A 24,103-nucleotide genomic window follows, 5' to 3' on the forward strand; every position below is an offset into this window, starting at 1 on the left:
CCTGAGCCTGAGCCTGAGCCTGAGCCTGAGCCTGAGCCTGAGCCTGAGCCCGTTGCCGAACTTGTCGAGATCGCGGAATCTTCACCGGAACCGGAACCGGAACCGGAACCGGAACCGGAACCGGAACCGGAACCGGAACCTATTGCCGCGCCCGTGGAGGCTCTTGTCGAAAGCGCGCCGGAGCCCGCGGCCAAACCAGGTCTTCTGGGCCGCATGTTCGGACGACGTGAAACCAAAACGGTTGTCCGGCGCACCGTCGATGACGACATGCTGGAAAGCCTCGAAGACTTGATGATCACTTCGGATATGGGCGTCGACACCGCGATGCGCGTGACGGCCAACATTTCGGAAGGTTATTTCGGCAAGAAACTGTCAGTGGGCGAAATCAAATCCGTTCTGGCTGCGGAAGTCACCCGCATCATGGAGCCGGTCGCTGTGCCGATGCCAATCTATTCCAAACGGCCGCAGGTTGTGCTGATCGTCGGCGTCAATGGCGCGGGCAAAACCACGACCATCGGCAAACTGGCAAGCCAGTTCACTGCAGCGGGAAAGAAAGTCGTGATCGCTGCGGGCGACACGTTCCGCGCAGCCGCGGTCGAACAATTGCAGGTATGGGGTGACCGCGCTGGCGTGCCCGTTCTGACAGCCCCCGAAGGTTCGGACCCTGCTTCACTGGCGTTCGACGCAATGACCAAGGCCGAGGCAGACGGTGCAGATCTTCTGATGATCGATACGGCAGGCCGTTTGCAAAACCGCTCTGACTTGATGGAAGAACTGGCCAAGATCGTGCGGGTCATCAAGAAAAAGGACGACACCGCGCCCCATAACACCCTTTTGGTGTTGGATGCCACCACAGGTCAGAACGCCTTGTCCCAGGTTGATACGTTCCAGAAACTTGCCGATGTTTCTGGGTTGGTCATGACCAAGCTGGACGGCACCGCCAAAGGTGGCGTGCTGGTGGCGCTGGCGGACAAGTTTGCTTTGCCGATCCATGCTATTGGAGTGGGCGAGCAGATTGACGATCTGGCCCCGTTCGACCCCGAAGACTTCGCCCGCGCCCTGATCGGCATCACCGAATAAGAACATGACATGAGCGAGTGGCTGTTATCGCTGGAAGGGACCGAGGCCGGTCATCAACTCGCATTGATGCTCGCCTTGTTCGCGGCGTTTTTGCATGCACTTTTCGGAGCGTTGCAGAAGGGGCGCCATGATCCGTGGCTCTCGCGCGGCGCAATTGATCTGTCTTACGGGCTGATTGCGGCACCCTTTGCGCTGTTCGTCGTGCCTTGGCCCGAGCCACATATGTGGCCGATCTTCGCGGTCGTTTTCGTGATCCATGTGGGATATAAACTGGCGCAAAGTTATACCTATGCACTTGGGTCATACACAGTCGTTTATCCGGTCGTACGCGGCACAGGTCCGTTGTTTACCGTCATTGGTGCGGGACTTTTGTTCGGCGAACACTTCACATCGGTTCAGTGGCTTGGCGTGGCGACCCTTGTGGCCGGGATTTTCGCGCTCGCCGCCTATAACCTGCGCCATTGGCAGATGGGCCGCGCGCAATTGAAACCCGCGCTGGCGATGGCAGTTGTGACCGGATTGTTTGTCGCGGCCTACACCACCTATGACGCCTATGGCATCCGCGCGACAGCCGACCCGTTCACCTTCCTCGCCTGGTTCTTCTTTCTCGACGGGTTCTTCATGCCGGTCATTGCCGGTTTGCGCTGGTGGAACATGCCCGAGCGTCCAGCCCTTGGCCCCTTGATGGGGCGGGGCGTTCTGGGGGCCTTCGTCGCCTATTTCAGCTTCGGGTCGATCATGCTGGCCACCCGGTTGGACAGCGTGGGTGAGGCGGCAGTGCTGCGCGAAACCTCGACCGTTTTTGCGGCCTTGATCGGCTGGCTTGTGCTGAAAGAACGCGTCGGTCCACGTCGGGTTGCGATGATGGCTTTGATCGCCGTCGGCGCCGTGATAGTCGAGATGGGCGGATAAGGAGAGACCATGACCGAGAAGCAGGTAAACCCCACTGTCAGGGCGGCGTTGGAATACGGCCCCATCATTCTGTTCTTCGTGGCCTATACGTTCCTGAAGGATCGCAGCTTTCTGGTGGGCAGCACCGAGTATTCGGGGTTTGTCGCGGTGACCGCCCTTTTCATACCGGTTCTGGCGTTGGCCACCCTGGCGATGTGGAAACTTACCGGTCATTTGTCGAAAATGCAGATCATGACGCTGGTGCTTGTCGTCGGTTTTGGCGGCATGTCGATCTGGTTCAATGACGAGCGGTTTTTCAAGATGAAGCCGACGATGATCTATGCGCTGTTCGCGGGTATTCTGGGCTTTGGGCTGATGCGCGGCACCAGTTATCTTGAAACCGTGATGGACCGTGCACTGCCGCTGGAACGCGCGGGCTGGATGATCTTGACCAAGCGTCTTGCTTTGTTTTTTCTAGGCCTCGCCATCGCGAACGAGGTAATTTGGCGCAGCATGTCCACCGATGCCTGGGTGAATTTCAAGACCTTTGGCCTGCCGCTGTCGATGTTCGGCTTTTTCATGACGCAGGCGGGATTGTTCAAGAAATACGGCACCGAAGAAGACGCCAGCGAAGGCTGACAGCCTTTAGTCCAGCCGCTTATCGTTTGAATAAAACGTCCTGAGCTTTTTTGTCGGTTTGCAGATTGCTCCGCTCATCCGACGCCACGGCGCGTCCACGCTGCACGGCAGGGCGCGCGCCAACTTCCTCTAACCAACGGGCAAAGTGGGGCTTGTCGTCCAAAGTTTGTTCTTGCCCTTCCCACAGCGATGCCCATCCCCAACAGGCCATGTCGGCGATGGAATAGAAGTCCCCGGCCAGATAGCGGTTATCGGCCAGTTGCCGATCCATGACGCCATAAAGTCGCGCCGTTTCCGCGCGATAGCGATCCTTGGCATAGGGCAGGTCGTTGGGTGGCTCCATCGACGGTGCATATTTCAGGAAATGATGCGCCTGTCCGGCCATCGGCCCCAAGCCGCCCATCTGCCACATCAGCCATTGATCCACCGCGATCCGCTCCCGCTCGGTTTTGCCGCAGAAGGTTCCGGTCTTGCGGGCAAGGTATTGCAGGATAGCCCCGCTTTCGAAAATCGAGATCGGCGCCCCGTCCGGCCCCTCTGGGTCGATGATCGCGGGCATTCGATTGTTCGGCGCGATTTTCAGAAAGTCAGGTTCGAACTGATCCCCCGCGCCGATATTCACCAGCTTCACCTCATATGGCAGTCCCATCTCTTCCAGGGCGATGGATATCTTCCATCCGTTCGGTGTGGGCCAGTAATAGAGCTCGATCGGTTGGGGCATGTCTAGTCTCCTTCGTTGCAGGCAGGATGACAGGCTTGGGATGATTGGCAAGACCACAAGATGCTCATCGGCTTCACGATCGGGCGAGCCGAACTGCCGGGTCCACTTGACGCACTTGACAACAGGCGCTAGGGCTAACGCGTGGCGATTTGTTCACCGGATTGCGGGCCACGTTAAATATTCTGCTAAAGAGGTCAGGGACCTTGTGGGCAATTTCCCCCACAGCTTCGCCCCCGACGCTCATATGCGGTGGGGGTTTTTTTGTGCGAAAGGAACGCGCGATGACAGAGGCTAAACCGGGCTGGTCGAAACGGACAGCAGCCGTGCATGGCGGCACCCGTCGCAGTCAATACAACGAAGTCAGCGAGGCGATCTTCCTGACGCAGGGTTTTGTCTATGACAGTGCCGAACAGGCCGAGGCACGCTTTATCCAAAGCAGCCGGGAAGAGTTCATCTATGCCCGCTATGGCAATCCCACTGTGGCCATGTTCGAAGATCGGATGGCGGCACTGGAGGGGGCCGAGGATGCCTTTGCCACCGCATCCGGCATGGCGGCAGTCAACGGCGCGTTGATGTCCTTGCTGAAAGCAGGTGATCACGTGGTCGCCGGTCGGGCCTTGTTCGGATCCTGCCTCTATGTTCTGGAAGATATCCTTGTGCGTTTCGGGGTCGAGGTGACCTTGGTCGATGGCACCGATCTTGACGCGTGGCGTGCTGCGGTGCGCCCTGACACGGCGGTCTGTTTCTTTGAAAGCGTGTCCAATCCCGCGCTAGAGGTGATTGATATCGAAGGTGTTGCCAAGATTGCCCACGAAGTTGGCGCTCTGGTCGTCGTGGACAACGTTTTCGCAACCCCGGTGTTCAGCCGCGCGATAGAGCAGGGTGCCGACGTGGTTGTCTATTCGACAACCAAGCATGTGGACGGGCAGGGGCGCTGTCTTGGCGGTGTCGTGCTGGGCACGCAGGATTACATCCGCAAGACGCTGGAACCTTATCTGAAGCATACCGGCGGGGCGATGAGCCCGTTTAACGCGTGGGTCATGCTGAAGGGGCTTGAGACGATGGACCTGCGCGTGAAGGCGCAGGCCGCTTCTGCGCTCGAGATCGCGCGCGCATTGGAAGGGCACGACAAACTTGCCCGCGTTGTGCACCCGCTTTTGGACAGCCACCCCGACAAAGCGCTGGCGGAACGTCAGATGATCGGCGGGGCTGGCACTGTGCTGGCGCTGGAGTTGGCAGGTGGGAAAGAGGCTGCGTTTCGATTTCTGAATGCGCTTCAGATTGTCGTGATTTCAAACAACCTTGGTGACGCGAAATCCATCGTGACCCATCCTGCAACCACGACGCATCAGCGGTTGCCAGACGACCAGAAAGCGCAGTTGGGGATCACCCCGGGCCTTCTGCGTCTGTCCGTTGGGCTGGAGGACACGCAGGATTTGATCGCAGACCTCGTCGAGGCCCTAAACGCCGCCTGATTGGTCGCATCTCGCGCATCGTGTTTGGAGAATCCTTGTCACATACTTATGTTAAGACGGTGCGACAGGATCGGAGGGTCCGATATGAACCAGATGAAGCGCAAAGGTGGCAGGGCCCCAAATGCTGAGGCAGCCCGTGATGCGCTGGATGTATTGCGAGACTGGGCAGCCAAGGCTGATCCGGTCGAGGTCGCAAAACTAGACCCTGCGATTGCCCGTCTGTTGCCGGGTGCTGAGCTGCCGAATTATCCTGATCTCAACCGTGAATATCCGGCTGATTTTGCACCCGATGCAGCCTATAGGGCGTCAATGCCGGACCTGCAGAACGGCCCTGCCAGCCTGATTCAGGGGGCCAAGCGGCACATTCAGCATGTGGGCATTTCAAATTTTCGCCTGCCCATCAGGTATCACACGCGTGACGGTGCGGATGTAACCCTTGAGACCTCGGTGACGGGCACGGTGAGCCTTGAGGCCGGAAAGAAGGGCATCAACATGTCGCGCATCATGCGCAGCTTTTACGCCCATGCCGAAAAGACCTTCTCGTTTGACGTGATCGAGGCGGCTCTGGACGATTATAAGACCGATTTGGAAAGTCTTGATGCGCGGATCGAGATGCGCTTTTCCTACCCGGCGCGGGTTGAAAGCCTGCGGTCCGGCCTGTCGGGCTATCAATATTACGACATCGCGCTGGAACTGGTCGAACATCGCGGCCAGCGGCGCAAGTTCATGCATCTGGACTATGTTTACAGCTCGACCTGCCCGTGTTCGCTTGAACTGTCAGAGCACGCACGGCAAATGCGCGGGCAGTTGGCAACGCCGCATTCGCAAAGGTCTGTGGCACGGATATCGGTCGAGAAAATTCATCAACCCAACCACACGCTTTGGTTCGAAGACCTGATCGACCTGTGTCGTGCTGCCGTTCCGACGGAAACGCAAGTGATGGTCAAACGCGAGGATGAACAAGCTTTTGCCGAGCTGAATGCCGCAAATCCGATCTTTGTCGAGGACGCCGCACGTTTGTTCTGCGAGCATTTGCAAGAAGATACACGTATCGGAGACTTCCGCATCGTCGCCAGCCATCAGGAAAGCCTGCACAGTCATGATGCGGTGTCGATTCTGACGGAAGGCGCGACCTTTGAAGCCGACAGCCTGGACCCCAAGCTGTTTTCGACGCTGTTCCACGTAGGGTAAATCGCCGCCCTTCCGTTGGATGGAACCATCACACCGTGTTGGTCAAGCCGGTCCGTGCAGCAACTGATCCTTGACAGTTTGCGCGCGCGGGGCCAACCCTGCGCCCATGTTTGATCTGCGACCTGTCGTTTATGTCACGGGCCTTTTGGTGGCCGCCCTGGGGGTCACGATGCTGATTCCGATGGGCGTCGATCTTTTCTATGGCAGCTCTGATTGGCTGGCCTTTCTGGAAAGCTCGGTCATCACAACGCTTATTGGCGGGTCGATGGCGCTGGCGACGGCCAACGGCGTCGGCAAGGGGCTGTCGATACAGCAAACCTTTTTGCTGACCACAGGTGTTTGGGTGGCCTTGCCCATCTTTGGCGCGATTCCTTTCCTGCTTTCGGATATCGGTGTCCGGCCGGTTGACGCTTTTTTCGAGGCTATGTCGGGTCTGACCACGACAGGGGCAACCGTTCTGTCCGGGCTGGATGACATGCCAAAGGGGCTGCTGTTCTGGCGGGCGCTGATGCAATGGTATGGCGGCATTGGGATCATCGTGGTCGCGATGGTTTTCCTGCCCGAGCTACGCGTGGGCGGGATGCAGATTTTCCGGTCCGAAGCGTTTGATACGATGGGGAAGGTGCTGCCACGCGCTGCACAGATCGCCGGGCGCATCAGCCAGATCTACTTGTTGCTCACGGTGGTCTGTGCCCTTCTGTATGCGGCAGTCGGCTTGCCGCCCTACGAGGCGATCTATCATGCCATGACGACCCTATCGACCGGTGGTTTTTCTTCAACGGACGCGTCGTTTGGAGCCTTTCAGGGCGTGCCTGAATACGTTGCTGCGGTGTTCATGATCTTGGCCAGCCTGCCTTTTGTCCGGTATATTCAACTGCTTAGTGGCACAGCGCGCCCCATACTTCGTGACTCTCAAATCAGGACGTATTTGGTCATCATCTTCACGATCACGCTGATGATGACGATCTATCGTGTTGTTGCCAACGGCGATCATCTGGAGCACGGCTTTCGCGAAGGCATCTTCAACGTCACCTCGATCATCAGCGGTACGGGGTATGCCAGTGTGGATTACCAGCTGTGGGGTGCGTTTCCGGTGGTGGTGTTTTTCTTTCTTGGCCTGATCGGCGGATGCGCTGGGTCGACGGCCTGCTCGATCAAGGTATTCCGCTATCAGCTTCTCTTCTCGTCAATCAAAGCGCAGATCCGGTCAATCCACTCGCCCCACGGCCTGTTCACACCACGTTATGCCGGGCGTCGGGTCGATGACGAGGTGCTGTCCTCGGTCATGGGATTCTTCGTGTTTTTCGTCGTGACGCTGGGGATTGTGGCGGTGATGCTGGGCATGACCGGACTTGACTTCACAACCTCTGTTTCAGGCGCGGCGACTGCTGTCGCAAACATTGGACCCGGCCTTGGCGACATTATTGGACCAGCGGGAAATTTCGGAAGTTTGAATGACACCGCTAAGTGGATACTGGCCCTCACGATGCTGATCGGGCGGCTGGAGCTGCTGGCGGTATACGTCCTGTTCACTGTTAAGTTCTGGCGCGGGTAAGCCGCCCAAGCCAATGCTGTGGGCGACCCTGATCACAACGAAAAGCGATCGTTTATTTCCAGCAGCTGACAAGCACCGTCATGTCAGCAGCCCGAGAACTCAGATCCACCGGGTCCATTGATGCGCCGGCATCTGTGGCGTCGGGCGTGATACCGTTTTCGGAAAGGAAAGTCGTAACCGATGTGGCATCCAGCGCAAAGCTGACACCTTCCGGAAGCGCGCGCCCTGCCGAAACCTGGCTGGGCAGAAGCATTCCCATCACAGCGCCACCGGCGTCCAGAACCGGACCGCCAGCATCGCCCGGCAGTGCCGCCAGCGTCAGTCGGTTCAGCTCGGCCTCTCCGTTCAGGCCGGTCAGCTCGGACAGGCTTCCATAGGTCAGGCTGGGTGCGCTCAACCGCCCTTCATAGCTATAGCCCGCGACCGCCACATCGGATTTCAAACGCGGGTCAACGGTCAGGAACGCTGCATAGGCCAGCGGTGCAAGTGGGTCTTGTGGGGCGAGAAGCGCGAGACCACGGGCGTCATCCAATGCCGAAACATCCACAACATAGTCGTCGTTCACGGTGACTCGGTTGCATCCCTTGACGGCTTCGGCCGTGGTCAGGATCGTGCCCTTGGCATCTACATAGAAGCCGGATCGCGACAGTTCGGGCGTGCGAATTTCCAGCCCTGACAACAAATCAAGGCTTTGGGTCGCCGCGTCCAGCCCGGCATTGTCCGCCAAGGCTTGCGACCCAAGCGAGGTGAAGCTGGCCTTCATGTCCTGCAAGACCATGTTGCGACGTTTCTCGTCGCCCACGGGCCAGATCAGGGTGAAGCCTTTAACTGTCCCATCGACCAGTTGCGCTTGGGTGTAAGAGGTGATGTCACCGTCCGTGCCTTCGATCGTGAACGACGACTTGTTACGCTCGCGCGGTCCTTCGACTGGCACGATCTCAAGCGATTGGAGGATGTCATAAAGGCCATAAAGCGTGTCTTGATCGCCCGTCTGGCTGATCAGCACAACGCGCACGCCGCTGTCGTCCTTGGTGTCGAAATGAACGAATGGTGCTTCATAGCGTGCAAATTCGACCATCGCGCCGGGAATGGCGATCGAGATCCCGGCTTGGGCGTCTTCGTAAGGGCGAATACCTATCGACCCGATGACGGTCTGAAAACTTGCCAAAAGCTCATCACGTTGGCGGGTGGTCAAGACCCCGGTCGGGTCATAGCCGCGATCGGTTTGCCACGCGGCCATGGACCGGCGCGTTCCCGCACCAAACGCCCCGTCAATAGCCGAGGCATAATATCCTTCCCATTGCAACGCGACCTGCAACGCCTTGCGTTGGTCGCGATCAAGCAGTCGTTCGCCATCCAGGGCCTCGCGCCGGGTTTCGTCGCGCGGCGGTTCGGGTTCGGTCAGGATGGGCGAGGCGTCGGGCTGAGCCACGGATGCAATCTGTTCACCTTCCGCGGGCGTCTGATTTGTCTCGGTTGCGGTTTCGGCAGCGTCAGAGGCCTCAAGCGGGTCAGTGTTCAGCGCATTGGCCCCGACCGGCCAGAACTGTTGCCGCAACTTGTTTGAATAGGTGATGAAGCTGTCGCGCGGGATCAGCCCGGCATTTTTCAGCGACCGCAGCTGAATATTCGCAGCAGCTTCGGTATAGGGGCCAAGGATGACGCCATACCAGTTGCCACCGATGCGAAATCCGTTCACGCCGTCCAGACGGGCAGCATAGCTGCGCACACGCTCTTGGGCTTCGCGCAGCGTCGGTTGCGCTTCGATCTGGATCCAGAACAGGTTTTCAGCCTGTACCCCTGACGGCACTGACGACGTCTGTTGGGCGATCGCCGGCAGGCTGATCAAGCTGGTCGCAAGTCCGGTGAAAAGGGCAGCAGCAATGCGTTTCGTCATGGATCCTCGTGGCCTTTGCGGCATGGCTAGAAAATGTCCGGGCAGATAACACGTTTACCCCGGATGTGGTCAATAACAGGGTGGCAATATGACAGTTTCGCGCGGGGGGTCCAGCGTGTTCATCAATTTTTGCGCGAAACGCCAAGGCCTGTTGCCTGACGGGGTGAATAAGCGGCGCTTTCACGCGTTGACCCTTTGGGGGGCAGGCCCTATTGAGGGCTGACATTTCAGGAACGACCAGACGGGCAGGGCCATGGCCAACAGCGACACGCGTCCAAAGAGCTTTCAAGAGATCATCCTGCGGCTTCAGAATTACTGGGCCGAGCAGGGCTGTGCGGTTTTGCAGCCTTATGACATGGAGGTCGGCGCAGGCACGTTCCATCCGGCCACCACGCTACGTTCGCTTGGGTCGCAGCCGTGGGCTGCGGCCTACGTGCAGCCGTCGCGTCGCCCGACTGATGGCCGCTATGGCGAGAACCCGAACCGCTTGCAGCATTATTACCAGTATCAAGTGCTGATCAAACCCAGCCCGCCCAACCTGCAAGAGCTGTATCTTGGGTCGCTCGAAGCCATCGGCATCGACATGGACCTGCACGACATCCGCTTTGTAGAAGATGATTGGGAAAGCCCGACGCTGGGCGCTTGGGGCCTGGGGTGGGAGGTCTGGTGTGACGGCATGGAAGTCAGCCAGTTCACCTATTTCCAGCAGGTCGGCGGGTATGACTGCCACCCGGTCTCGGGTGAGCTGACCTATGGGCTTGAGCGTTTGGCGATGTATATCCTTGGCGTCGATCATGTGATGGACATGCCATTCAACGATCCCGGCGCACCGATCCCGCTGAGCTATGGTGACGTGTTCAAGCAGACCGAGGAGGAGTATGCGCGCTGGAACTTCGACGTGGCCAACACCGATGTGTTGCTAAAACAATTCGAAGAGGCCGAAGCGGAATGCAAAGCCATCCTCGATCAAGCGCATGTCGACCCGAAAACCGGCAAACGCATCGTGATGGCGCACCCGGCCTATGACCAGTGCATCAAGGCCAGCCATTTGTTCAACCTTCTGGATGCGCGCGGCGTGATCTCGGTCACCGAACGTCAGGCCTATATCGGGCGGGTGCGGGCATTGGCCAAGCTGTGTGCGGACGCCTTCGTGCAAACCCGCGCCGGGGGCTGGACCGACGGGGATGCGGCGTGAGCGGCAAGATTATTGGGATATTCATCGTGACCACGGCACTGATTGCGGGCATCGCCATCTATTGGTTGCAGCTTTATGCGTTTTACGACGATGTATCGCTGAACACTGAACTGCGCATGACGAACGTTGTCACCGGCGAGCCGGAAGTGGTGCTTTATGACAGCTTTCAGGGGATTGACGCCGACAGCTCTCCGCTCAGATTTCGGGGGTGTTTCACCACGACGATGAGCCTTGCGATGCTGACCGAGACATTCGAGACCTATGATCAGGCGACCCCTCTGACCGCGCCCGGCTGGTTCGATTGCTTCGATGCCGACCAGATCGGCGCCGCGTTGGAGACCGGGGAAGCCATCGCCTTTCTGGGTGAACGCAACATTCAGGACGGGGTGGACCGTGTCGTCGCGATCTTCCCCGATGGCCGGGGTTATGCCTGGCACCAGCTGAACGAAAAATACAGCGAGTGAACGATATGCCCGACCTGCTGATTGAACTGTTTTCCGAAGAAATCCCCGCGCGTATGCAAAAACGCGCCGCGGACGATCTGAAAAAGCTTGTGACCGATGGTCTGGTCGAGGCTGGGTTGACCTATGCGGGCGCTGCCGCCCTGTCGACGCCGCGCCGTCTGACGCTGGCCATCGAGGGGCTGTTGGCCACGTCGCCTGACACACACGAGGAACGCAAAGGCCCCAAAGTGGGCGCGCCTGACAAGGCCATTGAGGGGTTTCTGCGAGGCGCGGGCCTGACCCGTGACCAATTGGAAGAACGCGACACGCCAAAAGGGCCGGTCTATTTCGCGCTGATCGAAAAGAAGGGCCGCCCGGCCGCCGAGATCATTGCCGAGGTGCTGGAGGCCGCGATCCGCAGCTTCCCATGGCCCAAGGCCATGCGCTGGGGTGCTGGCAGCCTGCGCTGGGTCCGTCCGCTGCATTCGATCCTGTGCATCCTGTCGGACGAAACGGGTGCCAGCGTCGTGCCGCTGGACATCGACGGTATCAAGGCCGGTGACACCACCGAAGGCCATCGCTTCATGGCCCCCGGTCGCTTTGCCGTGACCGGGTTTGCCGATTACGAAACCAAGCTGAAGGCCGCCAGGGTCATCCTGTCGCCAGAGGAACGTGCCGACCATATCTGGGCCGAAGCGCAGAACGCCGCCTTTGCGCAGGGGCTGGAAATCGTCGAGGACAAGGGCCTGCTGGCCGAGGTCGCGGGGCTGGTCGAATGGCCCGTGGTGCTGATGGGTGACATCGCCGAGGAGTTCATCCCCCTGCCGCCCGAAGTCTTGCAAACCTCGATGCGCGAGCATCAGAAGTTCTTTTCGGTGAAGAACCCCAAATCGGGTCTGATCGAGAAGTTTGTAACCGTCGCCAACCGCGAAACGGCGGATCATGGCGCGACCATCCTTGCGGGCAACCAAAAGGTTCTGTCGGCCCGTCTGGCCGATGCCAAGTTCTTCTGGGAAAACGACCTGCGCGTGGCCGAGGCGGGGGCTGGGGCGTGGCTTGACAGCCTTGCAAACGTCACCTTCCACAACAAGCTGGGCACGCAGGGCGAACGGATTGAACGCATTGCGCAACTGGCCCGCGCGATTGCCCCATCGCTTGATGCTGACCCCGAACTGGCCGAGCAAGCCGCGCGCTGGGCGAAGGCCGACCTGTCCTCTGAAATGGTGTATGAATTCCCCGAGCTTCAGGGCCTGATGGGCAAATACTATGCCGCCCCCGCCGGGCATCCGGTCGAGGTTGCGAATGCAGCGGTCGAACATTACTCGCCGCTTGGCCCGTCGGATGACGTGCCATCTGCGCCGGTTTCGGTGGCGGTTGCGTTGGCCGACAAGTTGGACACGCTGACCGGGTTCTGGGCGATTGATGAAAAGCCCACGGGATCGAAAGACCCGTTCGCCCTGCGCCGTGCGGCGCTTGGGGTGATCCGGCTGGTGTTGGATAATGATCTGCGCCTTGCGCTTGACCAACTGTTCGATGCGCAATTGCTGCGTCACGAGATTGCCTTGGATGACGATGGAGCGGTGCGCAATGCCCTGCTGCGTGATCTGGATAACGAGATTGCTGACCACGGCGTGTTTGGCGCCGCCATCCGCACGGTTCTGGACCATTTTGATGGTGATCTGTCCAAGCATCTGGAAAAGGTCAAGGACAGCCTGCCCGATACATCGCGCGACCTGTTGGGCTTTTTCCACGACCGCCTGAAAGTCTATCTGCGCGACAAAGGCGTCCGCCATGACGTGATCGACGCCTGCCTTGCCATGCCGGGCAATGACGACCTGTCGCTATTGGTGAAACGCGCCGAGGCTTTGACGGCGTTTCTCTCCACCGACGACGGTGAGAACCTGTTGCAGGGGGTCAAACGCTCAAGCAACATTCTGGCGCAGGCGGAAGAGAAAGACGGCGTCGAATATTCCTATGGTGCTGACGTGAAATTCGCTGAGGCTGACGAGGAAAAGGCGCTGTTCGCCGCGCTGGATACGGCCGAGGCGGCCATCAAACCGGCGATGGAGGCCGAGGATTTCGCCGCCGCCATGCAGGCGATGGCCAATCTGCGCGCGCCCATTGATGCGTTCTTTGAAGCCGTTCAGATCAACACGGATAACCAAGTGGTGCGTCGCAATCGCCTGAATCTGTTGTCGCGCATTCGGATGATCTGCGCAGGTGTTGCCGATCTGTCCCGCATCGAAGGCTGAACTGCGTCGTCCGTCTGTTGCTTGCTGCGAAAGCGCCTAACTGTCGCGTGATGCGCCGTTAACCTAGCACTTGTGCGATGCGCCGCGCGCGTTATGGTGATGTGCGACAGCGGTGCTGCGGTGCAGAAAGTGGGAAAGATGGCCTTCACAGAGATCACGCCAACAGCGGCAATAGAGAATGCGCGCCATGGCGGGCGGGCGAAATGTCTGCAACGCCTGATCCGGCTGGATATGCCAGTGCCACGCACCGTTGCCCTGAGCTTTGACGCCGTTTACGGCATCTCGGCGGGGGACATGCCTGATCTGGGGGCGATGCTCGCGCTGTTCGGGCCTGATCCGTTGGTTTCGGTCCGGCCATCGTCAGAGGATCCAGACTGGGGTGGACCGGGGGCAATCTTGAATATTGGCATGAATGACGCGGTTCACGCCAAGCTGACAAAGTCGCACGGAGAAACGGCGGCCAACGCCTTGTATCTTCGGTTTATCCAGTCTTACGCCGTTCATGTTGGACGGCTGGACCCCGACGAGTTTGAAACCTTCTCACCCCCATCCTCGGACGCTCTGCGTGCTGCGCTTGAGCTTTATGAGGAAGAAACCGAAAGCTATTTTCCGCAGGATCCAAAAGAGCAGTTGGCCGAAATCCTACGCTCGATGGCCCGGGCGTGGGAGGGCACGACGGCCCGGCTGCTGCGGCAGGCAAAAGGCGCGCCGGCAGATGCAGGGTTGGGGTTGGTGGTTCAGAAGATGGCCTTGGGTGTCGGTCAAAACATCTGTGGGTCGGGTGTCATCCAGTTCGTCAACGGCCAGACCGGCCGACAGGAAATTCGCGGGCGGTATCTGTGCAAAAGCCAAGGCCGGGATGCGCTTGCCGATGTCGAAGACCGCGATGTCATGTATCTGACGAAAGACCCGCGCGGACGGTCCATCGAAGAAGTGTTGCCGATAAATTTCGCCAATCTTCTGAAATACGGCGATCTATGCCGGACACGTCTGCGCGAAGAGATGGAGATCGAGTTCACCATCGACAACGAAGAGCTGTTCATCCTCGACGCTGTGCGGGTGCAACGCAGCGAGCGTGCCAATGTGCGCATCGCGGTGTCGTTTGCCAATGATGGGATTATCAGCCGCGAAGAAGCCGTATTGCGCATCCCACCTCGCGCGCTCAGCGAATTGCTGCACAGCCAGTTTGACCCAAGCGACAAACGCGATCGCTTCGCCAAGGGGATCGCGGCAAGTCCGGGGGCTGCCACCGGCAAGATTGTGTTCAACGCGCGGGCGGCGCAGGCGATGGCCGCGCAGGGCGAAGATTGCATTCTTGTGCGCAGTGAAACCAGCCCCGAGGACATTCGCGGGATGCACGCAGCCAAGGGCATCCTGACCGTTCGAGGGGGCATAACCAGCCATGCCGCCGTGATTGCACGTGGGTTGGGCCTGCCTTGTGTGGTCGGTGCACAGGATTTGACGCTTAACAGCAAGCAGCGCAAATTGATTGCCCGGGATGGCCGTGAGTTTTCCGAAGGGGACGTGGTCAGCATTGATGGCGCGCTTGGCGTCGCCTATGCGGGTGTTGTGAAGATGTTGCCGCCCGAGCTGGGCGAAGGGTTTCAGACGCTGATGGCATGGGCCGATGAGTTTCGTGACATTGGGGTGAGGGCGAATGCGGATACGCCGCCCGATGCGCGCAACGCAAGGATGTTCGCCGCCGAAGGTATCGGCCTGTGCCGGACTGAACATATGTTTATCGACGATGACCGTCTGCTGGCCATGCGCGAGATGATCTTTGCCGATCACGCCATTGATCGCCGGACGGCACTGGATCGCCTGCTGCCGATGCAGCGCGCCGACTTCACCGAGCTGTTCGAGATCATGCAGGGCTTGCCGGTTTGTATTCGCCTGTTCGACCCCCCCTTGCACGAGTTTTTGCCTCATGGTCGCGAGGGATTGCGGGAACTGGCCGAGGCGCTTGATCTGCCGTTGCGCGACGTTGAACGGCGGGTCGATGGTCTGCGCGAATTTAACCCAATGCTGGGGATGCGCGGTGTCCGTTTGGGTATCACCGTACCGGAAATCTATGACATGCAGGCCCGCGCTATTTTCGAGGCAACGGTTGAGGCTTCGAAATCCGGTGATCCGGTGGTGCCGGAAGTAATGATCCCGCTTGTGTCAGCCAAGCGTGAGGTCGAGATGGTGAAGGCACGGGTTGACGCCGTGGCGGCCGAGGTTCGTATCGAAACCGGATCCGATTTCACCTATCGGTTGGGGGTGATGGTTGAAACGCCCCGCGCCGCTTTGCGTGCGGGTGAGATTGCCCACCACGCTGCATTCATGTCGTTTGGCACCAATGACCTGACCCAGATGACCTATGGCCTGTCTCGTGACGATGCAGGCAGGTTCATGGGGGAATATGTGGCGCAGGGTGTGTACGAAGAAGACCCGTTCCACATGCTGGATGCCGATGGGGTCGGTGAGCTGCTGCAGATGGGTGCTTCGCGGGGGCGGGATGTGAACCATGATCTGACCCTGTCGATTTGTGGGGAACATGGTGGGAACCCCGAATCCATCCGATTCTGTCGTGATGCGGGCTTTGACTACGTGTCATGCTCTCCGTTCCGGGTACCCATCGCACGTCTGGCCGCCGCCCATCTTGCGCTTGAGGGGCGCGTCGGGCACTCTGACTTACCAGATTGATACTAAATAAGTAATCAGCGTGGAGCGACGGTTCGAACAGCGGTTTTCAATGCGGCTTGGCACCTGTGACAACCTGCCTGACTGGACCGAAGCCCGTTTTTTTTGTACCCAGACGCCTAGAAATCAAACGTTTTCCGGTGTGGGGGGATAACGAATGTTCCAGCTTCTTCAGAAGGTGGCGGTGCAGCTCTGCTTTGCCGCGGCGCCTTTTATTGGTGCGGGAATCGCCGCCGCAGAAACAGATGCCAATCCGTTTGGCGCGTTGTTGCTGCATGACCGGGCGGCGGTCGGGGCGATGGCCGAAGACCGGATCGCAGCGCTTAGCACGCTTCCATCCCCTCGCAAGGCCAGCGTTCCGAAGGAAGTCCTGGCCACCAAGTATTCGAGCAAATGGCTGGCGACGCTTCCCAAACCCCAGCAGGACGCAGAATGGCGCTGCCTGACCGAAGCCCTGTATTTCGAAGCACGCGGGGAAACGATCAAAGGTCAGTTTGCGGTAGCCGAGGTTATCATGAACAGGGTGGACCATCCGCGCTATCCCAACTCGGTCTGCGGTGTGATCAATCAGGGCACGGGCCGCAAACATGCCTGTCAGTTCACCTTCACCTGTGATGGACGGCCAGAAGTGATCAATGAACCCGCCATGTTTGCACGTTTGGGCAAGGTTGCGCGGGTGATGATTGACGGTACCGATCGGCCTTTGACCGATGGAGCCACGCATTATCACACCACCGCAGTTGCGCCGGTATGGGCCAATCGGCTGACGCGCACGGCGAAAATCGGTGTGCACCGCTTCTATCGCTAATGCCCTCTTCCTGCGCCGCGCCGTGGACGTTAGCTGTCGTTTTACACTGGCAATCTGACCTGTAAAAAGGGCAATGTGACCGCATCTTTGATGAGGGTCACGATGACAGACGAAACCGCCGCCGCCTTTGGGTCATTGGATCGCCGTGCAGCGTCGCAGGGGAGCCAAACCCCCGCACCCGACCGGATTTCAGTACGCGATCATGTGGTCGAGGTCGAAATAGGGGCGTTTCAATCCGAGCGCGACACAACGCAGCGGCTTAGCTTTAGCGTGGTGGTCGAAGTCACCTCAAGCGATGGTGCGCAGACCGACGACGTCGATGACATCCTGTCCTATGATGCGATCACCGAGGCCATAACGGCCGAGCTTGCGGCGGAACGTCTGAATCTACTTGAAACCTTGGCGGAGCGGATTGCCGAACGGATTTTGGCTGAACCACAACCGCTTCGCGTTTTCGTGCGGATCGAGAAGCTGGACCGCGGTCCAGGTAAACTTGGGGTCGAGATTGTGCGGACGCGCGACACCGAACCGTCTCGGCGCGATGCCAGTGCCGTGCCTGCTTTGAATGTGATCTATCTTGAGAATGACGCGTTCACGGACCCTGAATTGCCCCGGTTTCTGGACCGGCTGGGCGCGGACCCGCGCGCGTTTGTTCTTTGCGTGGGGCCAGCCGACACCCATGCGATGCAGGTCGCAGACAAGAATGCACAACGGCACATAAATCTTCTGGAAATCGAACAAAACGCGTGGCGCCTGTCGGCGATCGACAAACGTTGCGTTGTTGTCGGAACGCGAACCGAACTGGATTGGGGGATCAAAAACAACCAGATCAGCCTATGGGCGCCTTCGAAGCTGGTGCTTGATGCCGTGGATGGTCCGCCTGATGACGCGCCACACAAACTGACCCGTTGGTTTGCTGACGTCATGGGGGCAGAAGCCGTCGTCTGCATTGGTCGGGGCCAATGTGAATTGGCTGAATTGCCATGACTGCGCACCTGCAACCTATCCCCCGGTCAGGCGCACCTTTTGACGGGCAACCCCTCGCCGGGTCTGCCGACCTGTGGTTCGATGAGGTGCTTGTGCGCCATCGTGACGACCCAACGACGCGGAAGCCTTTGGCGGCTTGCACGCCGAAAGAGCAGTCCCGCCTTTCGCAGCGGCGCGCAGACATTTGCGGCATCTCGATGGATCACCCCCGGATCATGGGGGTGTTGAACGTGACGCCGGACAGTTTTTCTGATGGTGGCGACCACGCCACGCTGGACGCCGCTGTCGCCCGTGCCCGTCAAATGGCGCAGGACGTAGATATTCTGGATATTGGCGGGGAAAGCACCCGTCCGGGGGCGGACGAGGTGCCCGTGGCCGAAGAAATTCGCCGCACATCAAACGTTATCGCGGCAATACGCGACGCTGGGATTGCCACACCGATTTCTATCGACACCCGCAAATCCAGCGTGGCCGAGGCCGCATTGGATGCAGGTGCCAATATGGTCAATGATGTGGCTGCCTTCACGTTCGACCCGGATCTTGCCGACCTGGTCGCCGAGCGTGACGTTCCGGTCTGTCTGATGCACGCGCAAGGACGACCGGAAACGATGCAGAACGATCCGCGCTATGATGATGTGTTGTTCGATGTGATGGATTTCCTGACGGATCGCATCGCCTTCGCCACCAGTCGTGGCATCGCGCGTGAGCGGATTGTGACCGACCCTGGCATCGGCTTTGGTAAAACTTTGGAACACAATGTGACTTTGCTCAGAAACCTGTCACTGTTACACGATCTGGGCCTGCCGATCCTTCTGGGTGTGTCGCGCAAGCGGTTCATTGGAACCATCGGACAGGCCGCCGAAGCAAAAGACCGTATGGCGGGGTCGTTGGCGATTGCGTTGCACGGTATACAAAACGGTGCGCAGATCCTAAGGGTCCATGATACTTTTGAGACCCGGCAGGCCATTCGCCTGCAACAGGCAATGATAAAAAGAGAGAGCTGAGCAGTGGTTGACAAACTTTTCGGAACCGATGGCGTGCGCGGGCTGGCAAACAGCTGGCCGATGACCGCTGAAATGGCTTTGAAACTTGGCGCAGCCGCTGGCCGTCACTTTCGCCGTGACGGGTCGAACGGCCATCGGGTTGTGATCGGCAAGGATACGCGATTGTCGGGTTATATGCTGGAAAACGCGTTGACCGCGGGTTTGACCTCGACCGGTATGAACGTGTTGTTGCTTGGTCCGGTGCCGACACCTGCCGTGGGGCGATTGACTCATTCGATGCGGGCTGATCTGGGGATCATGATTTCGGCCTCGCACAACCCCTATCATGACAACGGCATCAAGTTCTTCGGCCCCGATGGTTTCAAATTGTCGGACGAGGACGAGGCAGAGATCGAACGCCTTGTGCATCATGGGGTTGAACCGGTGCAGAACCAGAACATCGGGCGCGCCAAGCGGATCGACGAAGGGCGGATGCGCTATACTGAATACCTCAAAACCACCTTCCCGGAAAACAAGCGCCTGACGGGCATCAAGGTCGTGATCGACTGCGCCAATGGCGCCGCCTATCGCACCGCGCCGGAAACACTTTGGGAGCTGGGGGCCGAGATCGTACCGGTGGGCGTTGCGCCGGACGGCACGAATATCAACAAAGGGTGCGGATCGACCGATACGGCTTTGGCCGCGCGGACGGTCGTGGAAACCGGGGCTGATCTGGGCATCTGTCTGGACGGTGACGCCGACCGCATCATGATCATCGACGAAAAAGGGCAGGTCGCAGATGGTGACCAGATCATGGGCCTGTTTGCCAGCCATTGGGCCAGCGAGGGGCGCTTGAAAGGTGGCAAATTGGTCGCGACCGTCATGTCCAATCTTGGGCTTGAACGGTTCATGGCCGCCAACGGGCTAGAGCTTCTGCGGACCAAGGTCGGCGACCGGCATGTGGTCGAGGCGATGCGCGCCGGGGGATACAATCTGGGCGGCGAGCAGTCAGGCCATATTGTAATGACCGATTTTGCGACAACGGGCGATGGTCTGCTGGCAGGTATTCAGTTTCTGGCCTGTATGATCGAAACTGGTAAACCTGCATCCGAGCTGTGTAAAGTGTTCGACACTGTGCCGCAGCTTCTGAAAAATGTCCGCTATTCTGCAGGGCAAACACCGTTGGAGGCGGATCGTGTGAAAGCCGTCATCTCGGACGCCGAGACGAAACTGAACGGGCAGGGGCGTTTGTTGATCCGCAAGTCAGGCACGGAACCCCTGATCCGCGTCATGGCAGAATGCGAGGATGACGCATTGCTGGCCGAGGTCGTTGACGGCATCGTGGCCGAGGTGGAAACTGTTGCGTCAGGGGGCTGAACGTTTGGGTCCGCGAAGCATTTGTTCTAAGCTCCGCCACTGACTGACCGCCAGCCCGGTCAGGATCATCGCTAGAGCAATATAGAAGCGCAAGGGCAGTGCTTCGGACAAGACCCAAGCGCCGAATACCATGGACCAAACGGGCACTTGGTAGTTCACCAGCGTCATGAAAACGGAACCTGCGCTGCGGATGATTGACACCCTCAGCAATGTTGCCAGAGCGGTTGGAACCAGACCCAACACGATGATGGCCAGCCCGGAACGCGATCCCGACCAGCCCGGAACGCCTTCTGTTGCAAGCATGATTGGCAACAAAACGACGGAGCCGACGACAAGCGTCATCGCGGCCAAGGTGACTGGATCGACCGGCGGACAACGCCGCGTAAAAATGGAAGCAACCGAGTAACACAACGCGGCCCCGATACAGGCCAATTGCGCCAGCGGCTCGGCCCCTTGCCCAAGCTGCGCCAAGCCCGGTCCGATCAACACCAAAGCGCCGCTAAATCCCAATGACACGCCAATAAATTTCCGCGTGTTCAATGGTTCGTCAGAGAAGAAGTGAGCAAGCGGAAGCACCATCAAAGGGATGGCAGCCATCGACAGGCCGGCAAATGCAGACGGCACGTATTGTTGGCCCCAACTCAGCAGAACAAAGGGCAGGGCCGTCGATAGAAGTCCGATCCAGACGATATAGCCCCACAACGTGCGGTTCCAGCCTGGCATGCTGCGCCCAGTGGCCATCATCACGGCGAAAAGGGCGATTGCGCCCAGCGTTGTGCGGGCGGTTGCAACCGTGACGGGGCCATAGCCTTCAAGCGCAATGGACACGACCATGAAGGTCGCGCCCCAGATTAGGCCCAGAGCGATAACGCCGCCCCAATCAAGACGTGTGGGATTGTCAGTCATGATCCTGACTTATCCTGTGAAGTTCGTGATGTCATCCGTCGAAAATTGCAATTCAGTAAGTTTTAGCTTACGGTAAGTCATGGCTTACCAAGAATCACTTTCTGCCCTTGCGGACCCCACGCGGCGCCAGATATTCGAAGCGATCGCGGATGCGCCGCGACCGGTTGGGGAACTGGCGCAGAGCATGCCTGTCAGCCGCCCCGCCGTGTCGCAACATCTAAAGGTGTTGTCGGATGCGGGTCTTGTGATGTGTCGCGTAGATGGTGCCCGCCGGATTTATGCCGTGCGCCCGGAGGGGCTTGCACAACTGCGGATGTGGCTGGATCGCCACTGGGCCAATGTCATGGATCGTTTTGCTGAAGAAATTAATGGAAAGGAAGGCTTAGATGATTGATCCAATTGTGAAAACAGTCGAGGTCGCCTGTGACCCCGACCGCGCCTTCGATGTATTCGTAAACCGCACTTCGTCGTGGTGGCCGCTTGATGGTCACGCCGTCTCTGCTGGTCAGGGAAAAGCGGCACTTGCCGTTACCATCGAACCGCGTGTCGGTGGTGCCGTTTATGAAACAATGTTCGATGGCTCCCGCGCCGATTGGGGTAAAGTTTTGGAGTTTGAGGCCGGCCAGAAACTCGCCATGACATGGCATCCGGGCAACAACGCCGAAGCACCCACGCGTGTCGATGTGGCTTTTGAAGCGCTGGATCAGGGCAAAACACGTGTGACGCTGACCCATTCGGGTTGGGAGGTCTGGGGAGAAAATGCCGAAGCACGACGCGGCAGCTATGATGGCGGTTGGGACAATGTGCTTGGCAACAGCTACGCCGGAGCGTTTGCGGATTGAACCACGAAAAAAGGGCGGCACCACTGGCCGCCCTTTCGCTGACAAATGTCAGTCTTAGTTCTTTTCCTGATCCACCAGCTTGCCAGCCGAAATCCAGGGCATCATGTCGCGCAGTTTCTTGCCGACAACCTCGATCTGGTGCTCGTCGTTGGCACGGCGCGATGCTTTGATCGTCGGTTGGCCCACCGCGTTTTCCAGCATGAAGTCACGCACGAATTTGCCTGACTGGATGTCGGCAAGGCTTTCTTTCATGGCTTTCTTGGTGGCCTCATAGGGCAGGATGCGCGGGCCGGTGACGTACTGGCCGTATTCTGCGGTGTTCGAGATCGAGTAATCCATGTTCGCGATGCCGCCTTCATAGATCAAGTCAACGATCAGCTTGGTCTCGTGCAGACACTCGAAGTAAGCCATTTCAGGCGCGTAGCCAGCTTCAACCAGAGTTTCGAAGCCGCAGCGGATCAGCTCGACGATTCCACCGCACAGAACAGCTTGTTCGCCGAACAGGTCGGTTTCGCACTCTTCACGGAAGTTGGTTTCGATGATGCCCGAACGGCCGCCACCGATGGCCGAGCAGTAGGACAGGCCGATTTCCAGCGCCTTGCCGGTGGCGTCGGTGTCGACAGCCACAAGGCAAGGCACGCCGCCGCCTTTGACATATTCACCGCGCACGGTGTGACCGGGGCCTTTGGGGGCCATCATGATCACATCCACGCCTTCTTTCGGCTCGATCAGGCCGAAATGCACGTTCAGGCCGTGGGCAAATGCAATCGCGGACCCCGGCTTGATGTTGTCGTGAACGTATTTCTTATAGGTCTCGGCCTGCAACTCGTCGGGCATGGTGAACATGATCAGGTCGCACCAGGCCGCTGCTTCGGCGATGCTCATGACTTCCAGCCCTTCGGATTGGGCCTTCTTGGCGGATTTCGAGCCTTCGCGCAGGGCGACCACAACGTTCTTGGCACCCGAGTCGCGCAGGTTCAGCGCGTGCGCGTGACCCTGGCTGCCATAGCCCAGAATGGCCACTTTCTTGTCCTTGATCAGGTTGATGTCGCAATCGCGATCATAATAAACGCGCATATCGGGCGCTCCTTGCATGGGTTTCGTTCTGACGGGCATCATAGTGGGGTTGCGCGCGCAGGCGAGATGGGAGGTCGCAGAATCTTGGCCAATCTTGATGGTGTTAATTCGCAATAGATGGTGATAATGAAAAGATCATGCTTGATGACACTGACAGACGCATACTCAGACAGATGCAGGCCGATCCGACGATGGCCTTGCCGGACCTTGCCGACCTGACCGGGATGTCCACATCCCGGCTTGCGCGGCGTATTGAACGGCTGCGGGATCGGGATATCCTGCGCGGCCCGCGCGCCGTGATCAACTGGCGTGCGTTGGGCTATTCTGTCGAGGTCAGCCTGCGCGTCACCCTGGACAAGACACAAACCCGCGCCTTTGATGACTTCATCGCTGCGGCACGTGATATTCGCGAGGTGATCGAGATTCAGACGTTTCTGGGCAGGGTCGACCTACGTCTCTCGGTCATCGCGCGCGACATGACGCATTATCAGGCAATCTACCGGGATCAGCTTCTGGCCCTACCACATATCGCAGATATCGAGGCGCTGATGCACGTGGCCCGGATCAAATCGGAAGAAACATTGCCCCTATGATGGAACTGGATGACATCGACCGCGCCTTGTTACGCGCCTTGGCCGAGGATGCCACCCAGTCCGCCGGGGCGTTGGGGCGCGAAGTCGGATTAAGCCAACCGGCGACGTGGCGACGCATCAAACGTCTGACCGATGGCGGAGTGATTGCCGGTCGGCGTCTTGATCTGGACCGTGAAGCGCTGGGATTTGGCGTCGCCGTCTTTCTGGGCATAAAGCTGGCCACCAAGGGCCGCGTCAGTCTGGAAGATTTTGAACGTGCCGTGTCGGCCATCCCTGAGGTGCAGACGGTCGAACATGTTCTGGGGATGTATGATTACCGCTTGCGTGTCGTGGCCCGCGACATCGCCGATTTTGAACGCGTGCTCCGGCGTCGGATCATGACGCTGCCCGGGGTGGGCGATGTGGAAGCCAATGTGCTTATGTCCGAGGAACGGCGACCGGGGCCGATTTGACGCCTTCCAAACCATGCCGATTTGGGTCACGGTGAACGCAACGCAGAATTTTGA

22 protein-coding genes and 1 riboswitch are annotated in these 24,103 nt (G+C 58.9%); of the genes, 18 read left to right on the forward strand and 4 right to left on the reverse strand.

Annotated elements, in window-relative coordinates:
- The 3 genes from ftsY to J3R80_RS10105 form a co-directional block, all read left to right on the forward strand.
- The coding region (gene ftsY, locus J3R80_RS10095; RefSeq protein WP_275393653.1) for a signal recognition particle-docking protein FtsY at positions 1-1,080 on the forward strand (1,080 nt) is incomplete at its 5' end.
- 9 nt (positions 1,081-1,089) lie between these two features.
- The gene (locus tag J3R80_RS10100; RefSeq protein ID WP_275393654.1) at positions 1,090-1,992 is read left to right on the forward strand and encodes an EamA family transporter; all 903 of its coding nucleotides are present in this window, start codon (positions 1,090-1,092) and stop codon (positions 1,990-1,992) included.
- 9 nt (positions 1,993-2,001) lie between these two features.
- A complete protein-coding gene (locus J3R80_RS10105) occupies positions 2,002-2,610 on the forward strand; it encodes an inner membrane-spanning protein YciB (protein WP_275393655.1) in 609 nt (202 codons plus the stop codon).
- Between the two features lie 19 nt (positions 2,611-2,629).
- Here J3R80_RS10105 and J3R80_RS10110 read toward each other — a convergent pair whose 3' ends face one another.
- On the reverse strand, positions 2,630-3,331 hold the full coding sequence (locus J3R80_RS10110; RefSeq protein WP_275393656.1) for a glutathione S-transferase N-terminal domain-containing protein: 702 nt from the start codon (positions 3,329-3,331) through the stop codon (positions 2,630-2,632).
- 131 nt (positions 3,332-3,462) lie between these two features.
- Positions 3,463-3,541, forward strand: a riboswitch (SAM riboswitch).
- 71 nt (positions 3,542-3,612) lie between these two features.
- Here J3R80_RS10110 and metZ point away from each other — a divergent pair.
- The 3 genes from metZ to J3R80_RS10125 all read left to right on the forward strand — a co-directional run bounded on the left by metZ (position 3,613) and on the right by J3R80_RS10125 (position 7,552).
- The gene (metZ, locus tag J3R80_RS10115; RefSeq protein WP_275393657.1) at positions 3,613-4,806 is read left to right on the forward strand and encodes an O-succinylhomoserine sulfhydrylase; all 1,194 of its coding nucleotides are present in this window, start codon (positions 3,613-3,615) and stop codon (positions 4,804-4,806) included.
- An 84-nt stretch (positions 4,807-4,890) separates the two neighbouring features.
- The gene (folE2, locus tag J3R80_RS10120) at positions 4,891-5,997 is read left to right on the forward strand and encodes a GTP cyclohydrolase FolE2 (protein ID WP_275393658.1); all 1,107 of its coding nucleotides are present in this window, start codon (positions 4,891-4,893) and stop codon (positions 5,995-5,997) included.
- 106 nt (positions 5,998-6,103) lie between these two features.
- Positions 6,104-7,552, forward strand: coding sequence for a TrkH family potassium uptake protein (locus J3R80_RS10125; protein WP_275393659.1), 1,449 nt, complete (start codon positions 6,104-6,106; stop codon positions 7,550-7,552).
- Positions 7,553-7,604: 52 nt separating this feature from the next.
- On the opposite strand, the gene J3R80_RS10130 is transcribed toward J3R80_RS10125, so the two are convergent.
- Positions 7,605-9,449 (reverse strand): trypsin-like peptidase domain-containing protein, encoded by a 1,845-nt coding sequence (locus J3R80_RS10130; protein WP_275393660.1) that lies wholly within the window; start codon positions 9,447-9,449, stop codon positions 7,605-7,607.
- A gap of 253 nt (positions 9,450-9,702) precedes the next feature.
- Between J3R80_RS10130 and J3R80_RS10135 the strand changes: the two genes are divergently transcribed.
- From J3R80_RS10135 to glmM, 8 genes are all read left to right on the forward strand, one after another.
- Positions 9,703-10,644 (forward strand): glycine--tRNA ligase subunit alpha, encoded by a 942-nt coding sequence (locus tag J3R80_RS10135; protein ID WP_275393661.1) that lies wholly within the window; start codon positions 9,703-9,705, stop codon positions 10,642-10,644.
- Complete coding sequence (locus J3R80_RS10140; RefSeq protein WP_275393662.1) at positions 10,641-11,108, forward strand: DUF6446 family protein; 468 nt, start codon at positions 10,641-10,643, stop codon at positions 11,106-11,108. The genes J3R80_RS10135 and J3R80_RS10140 overlap by 4 nt, the downstream gene beginning before the upstream one ends.
- A 5-nt stretch (positions 11,109-11,113) precedes the next feature.
- Positions 11,114-13,339 carry a glycine--tRNA ligase subunit beta gene (gene glyS, locus J3R80_RS10145; RefSeq protein ID WP_275393663.1) on the forward strand — a complete coding sequence of 742 codons (2,226 nt, stop codon included), beginning with the start codon at positions 11,114-11,116 and terminating at the stop codon, positions 13,337-13,339.
- Between the two features lie 138 nt (positions 13,340-13,477).
- Complete coding sequence (ppdK, locus tag J3R80_RS10150) at positions 13,478-16,027, forward strand: pyruvate, phosphate dikinase (RefSeq protein ID WP_275393664.1); 2,550 nt, start codon at positions 13,478-13,480, stop codon at positions 16,025-16,027.
- A gap of 154 nt (positions 16,028-16,181) precedes the next feature.
- Complete coding sequence (locus tag J3R80_RS10155) at positions 16,182-16,832, forward strand: cell wall hydrolase (RefSeq protein ID WP_275393665.1); 651 nt, start codon at positions 16,182-16,184, stop codon at positions 16,830-16,832.
- A gap of 102 nt (positions 16,833-16,934) precedes the next feature.
- Positions 16,935-17,819: a dihydroneopterin aldolase gene (locus J3R80_RS10160; RefSeq protein WP_275393666.1), complete on the forward strand. Its 885-nt coding sequence runs from the start codon at positions 16,935-16,937 to the stop codon at positions 17,817-17,819.
- A complete protein-coding gene (folP, locus tag J3R80_RS10165; protein WP_275393667.1) occupies positions 17,816-18,823 on the forward strand; it encodes a dihydropteroate synthase in 1,008 nt (335 codons plus the stop codon). The genes J3R80_RS10160 and folP overlap by 4 nt, the downstream gene beginning before the upstream one ends.
- Positions 18,824-18,826: 3 nt before the next feature.
- Complete coding sequence (gene glmM, locus J3R80_RS10170) at positions 18,827-20,179, forward strand: phosphoglucosamine mutase (protein WP_275393668.1); 1,353 nt, start codon at positions 18,827-18,829, stop codon at positions 20,177-20,179.
- Here the strand turns inward: glmM and J3R80_RS10175 are convergent.
- The gene (locus tag J3R80_RS10175; RefSeq protein ID WP_275393669.1) at positions 20,168-21,085 is read right to left on the reverse strand and encodes a DMT family transporter; all 918 of its coding nucleotides are present in this window, start codon (positions 21,083-21,085) and stop codon (positions 20,168-20,170) included. The two genes, glmM and J3R80_RS10175, sit on opposite strands and share 12 nt — an antisense overlap.
- Positions 21,086-21,164: 79 nt before the next feature.
- Here J3R80_RS10175 and J3R80_RS10180 point away from each other — a divergent pair, with 79 nt between their 5' ends.
- Both J3R80_RS10180 and J3R80_RS10185 read left to right on the forward strand, forming a co-directional pair.
- The gene (locus J3R80_RS10180) at positions 21,165-21,479 is read left to right on the forward strand and encodes a metalloregulator ArsR/SmtB family transcription factor (RefSeq protein WP_275393670.1); all 315 of its coding nucleotides are present in this window, start codon (positions 21,165-21,167) and stop codon (positions 21,477-21,479) included.
- Positions 21,472-21,927, forward strand: coding sequence for an SRPBCC domain-containing protein (locus J3R80_RS10185; protein WP_275393671.1), 456 nt, complete (start codon positions 21,472-21,474; stop codon positions 21,925-21,927). Before J3R80_RS10180 ends, J3R80_RS10185 begins: the two co-directional genes overlap by 8 nt.
- A 54-nt stretch (positions 21,928-21,981) precedes the next feature.
- On the opposite strand, the gene ilvC is transcribed toward J3R80_RS10185, so the two are convergent.
- Positions 21,982-23,004 (reverse strand): ketol-acid reductoisomerase, encoded by a 1,023-nt coding sequence (ilvC, locus tag J3R80_RS10190; RefSeq protein WP_275393672.1) that lies wholly within the window; start codon positions 23,002-23,004, stop codon positions 21,982-21,984.
- 137 nt (positions 23,005-23,141) lie between these two features.
- Between ilvC and J3R80_RS10195 the strand changes: the two genes are divergently transcribed.
- Together J3R80_RS10195 and J3R80_RS10200 are read left to right on the forward strand one after the other, a co-directional pair.
- Complete coding sequence (locus J3R80_RS10195; protein ID WP_275393673.1) at positions 23,142-23,597, forward strand: Lrp/AsnC family transcriptional regulator; 456 nt, start codon at positions 23,142-23,144, stop codon at positions 23,595-23,597.
- Positions 23,594-24,049, forward strand: a complete 456-nt coding sequence (locus J3R80_RS10200; RefSeq protein ID WP_275393674.1) for an Lrp/AsnC family transcriptional regulator — start codon at positions 23,594-23,596, stop codon at positions 24,047-24,049. The genes J3R80_RS10195 and J3R80_RS10200 overlap by 4 nt, the downstream gene beginning before the upstream one ends.
- The last annotated feature ends 54 nt before the right edge of the window (positions 24,050-24,103 follow it).

Origin of the sequence: Aliiroseovarius sp. Z3 (genome assembly GCF_029105185.1) — a bacterium.
Lineage (GTDB): Bacteria > Pseudomonadota > Alphaproteobacteria > Rhodobacterales > Rhodobacteraceae > Aliiroseovarius.

Coding starts and splice junctions, on each gene's coding strand:
- J3R80_RS10100 (WP_275393654.1), top strand. CDS start 1,090: ATGAGCGAGTGGCTGTTATCGCTGGAAGGGACCGAGGCCGGTCATCAA.
- J3R80_RS10105 (WP_275393655.1), top strand. CDS start 2,002: ATGACCGAGAAGCAGGTAAACCCCACTGTCAGGGCGGCGTTGGAATAC.
- J3R80_RS10110 (WP_275393656.1), bottom strand. CDS start 3,331: ATGCCCCAACCGATCGAGCTCTATTACTGGCCCACACCGAACGGATGG.
- metZ (WP_275393657.1), top strand. CDS start 3,613: ATGACAGAGGCTAAACCGGGCTGGTCGAAACGGACAGCAGCCGTGCAT.
- folE2 (WP_275393658.1), top strand. CDS start 4,891: ATGAACCAGATGAAGCGCAAAGGTGGCAGGGCCCCAAATGCTGAGGCA.
- J3R80_RS10125 (WP_275393659.1), top strand. CDS start 6,104: ATGTTTGATCTGCGACCTGTCGTTTATGTCACGGGCCTTTTGGTGGCC.
- J3R80_RS10130 (WP_275393660.1), bottom strand. CDS start 9,449: ATGACGAAACGCATTGCTGCTGCCCTTTTCACCGGACTTGCGACCAGC.
- J3R80_RS10135 (WP_275393661.1), top strand. CDS start 9,703: ATGGCCAACAGCGACACGCGTCCAAAGAGCTTTCAAGAGATCATCCTG.
- glyS (WP_275393663.1), top strand. CDS start 11,114: ATGCCCGACCTGCTGATTGAACTGTTTTCCGAAGAAATCCCCGCGCGT.
- ppdK (WP_275393664.1), top strand. CDS start 13,478: ATGGCCTTCACAGAGATCACGCCAACAGCGGCAATAGAGAATGCGCGC.
- J3R80_RS10155 (WP_275393665.1), top strand. CDS start 16,182: ATGTTCCAGCTTCTTCAGAAGGTGGCGGTGCAGCTCTGCTTTGCCGCG.
- J3R80_RS10160 (WP_275393666.1), top strand. CDS start 16,935: ATGACAGACGAAACCGCCGCCGCCTTTGGGTCATTGGATCGCCGTGCA.
- folP (WP_275393667.1), top strand. CDS start 17,816: ATGACTGCGCACCTGCAACCTATCCCCCGGTCAGGCGCACCTTTTGAC.
- J3R80_RS10175 (WP_275393669.1), bottom strand. CDS start 21,085: ATGACTGACAATCCCACACGTCTTGATTGGGGCGGCGTTATCGCTCTG.
- J3R80_RS10180 (WP_275393670.1), top strand. CDS start 21,165: ATGGCTTACCAAGAATCACTTTCTGCCCTTGCGGACCCCACGCGGCGC.
- J3R80_RS10185 (WP_275393671.1), top strand. CDS start 21,472: ATGATTGATCCAATTGTGAAAACAGTCGAGGTCGCCTGTGACCCCGAC.
- ilvC (WP_275393672.1), bottom strand. CDS start 23,004: ATGCGCGTTTATTATGATCGCGATTGCGACATCAACCTGATCAAGGAC.
- J3R80_RS10195 (WP_275393673.1), top strand. CDS start 23,142: ATGCTTGATGACACTGACAGACGCATACTCAGACAGATGCAGGCCGAT.
- J3R80_RS10200 (WP_275393674.1), top strand. CDS start 23,594: ATGATGGAACTGGATGACATCGACCGCGCCTTGTTACGCGCCTTGGCC.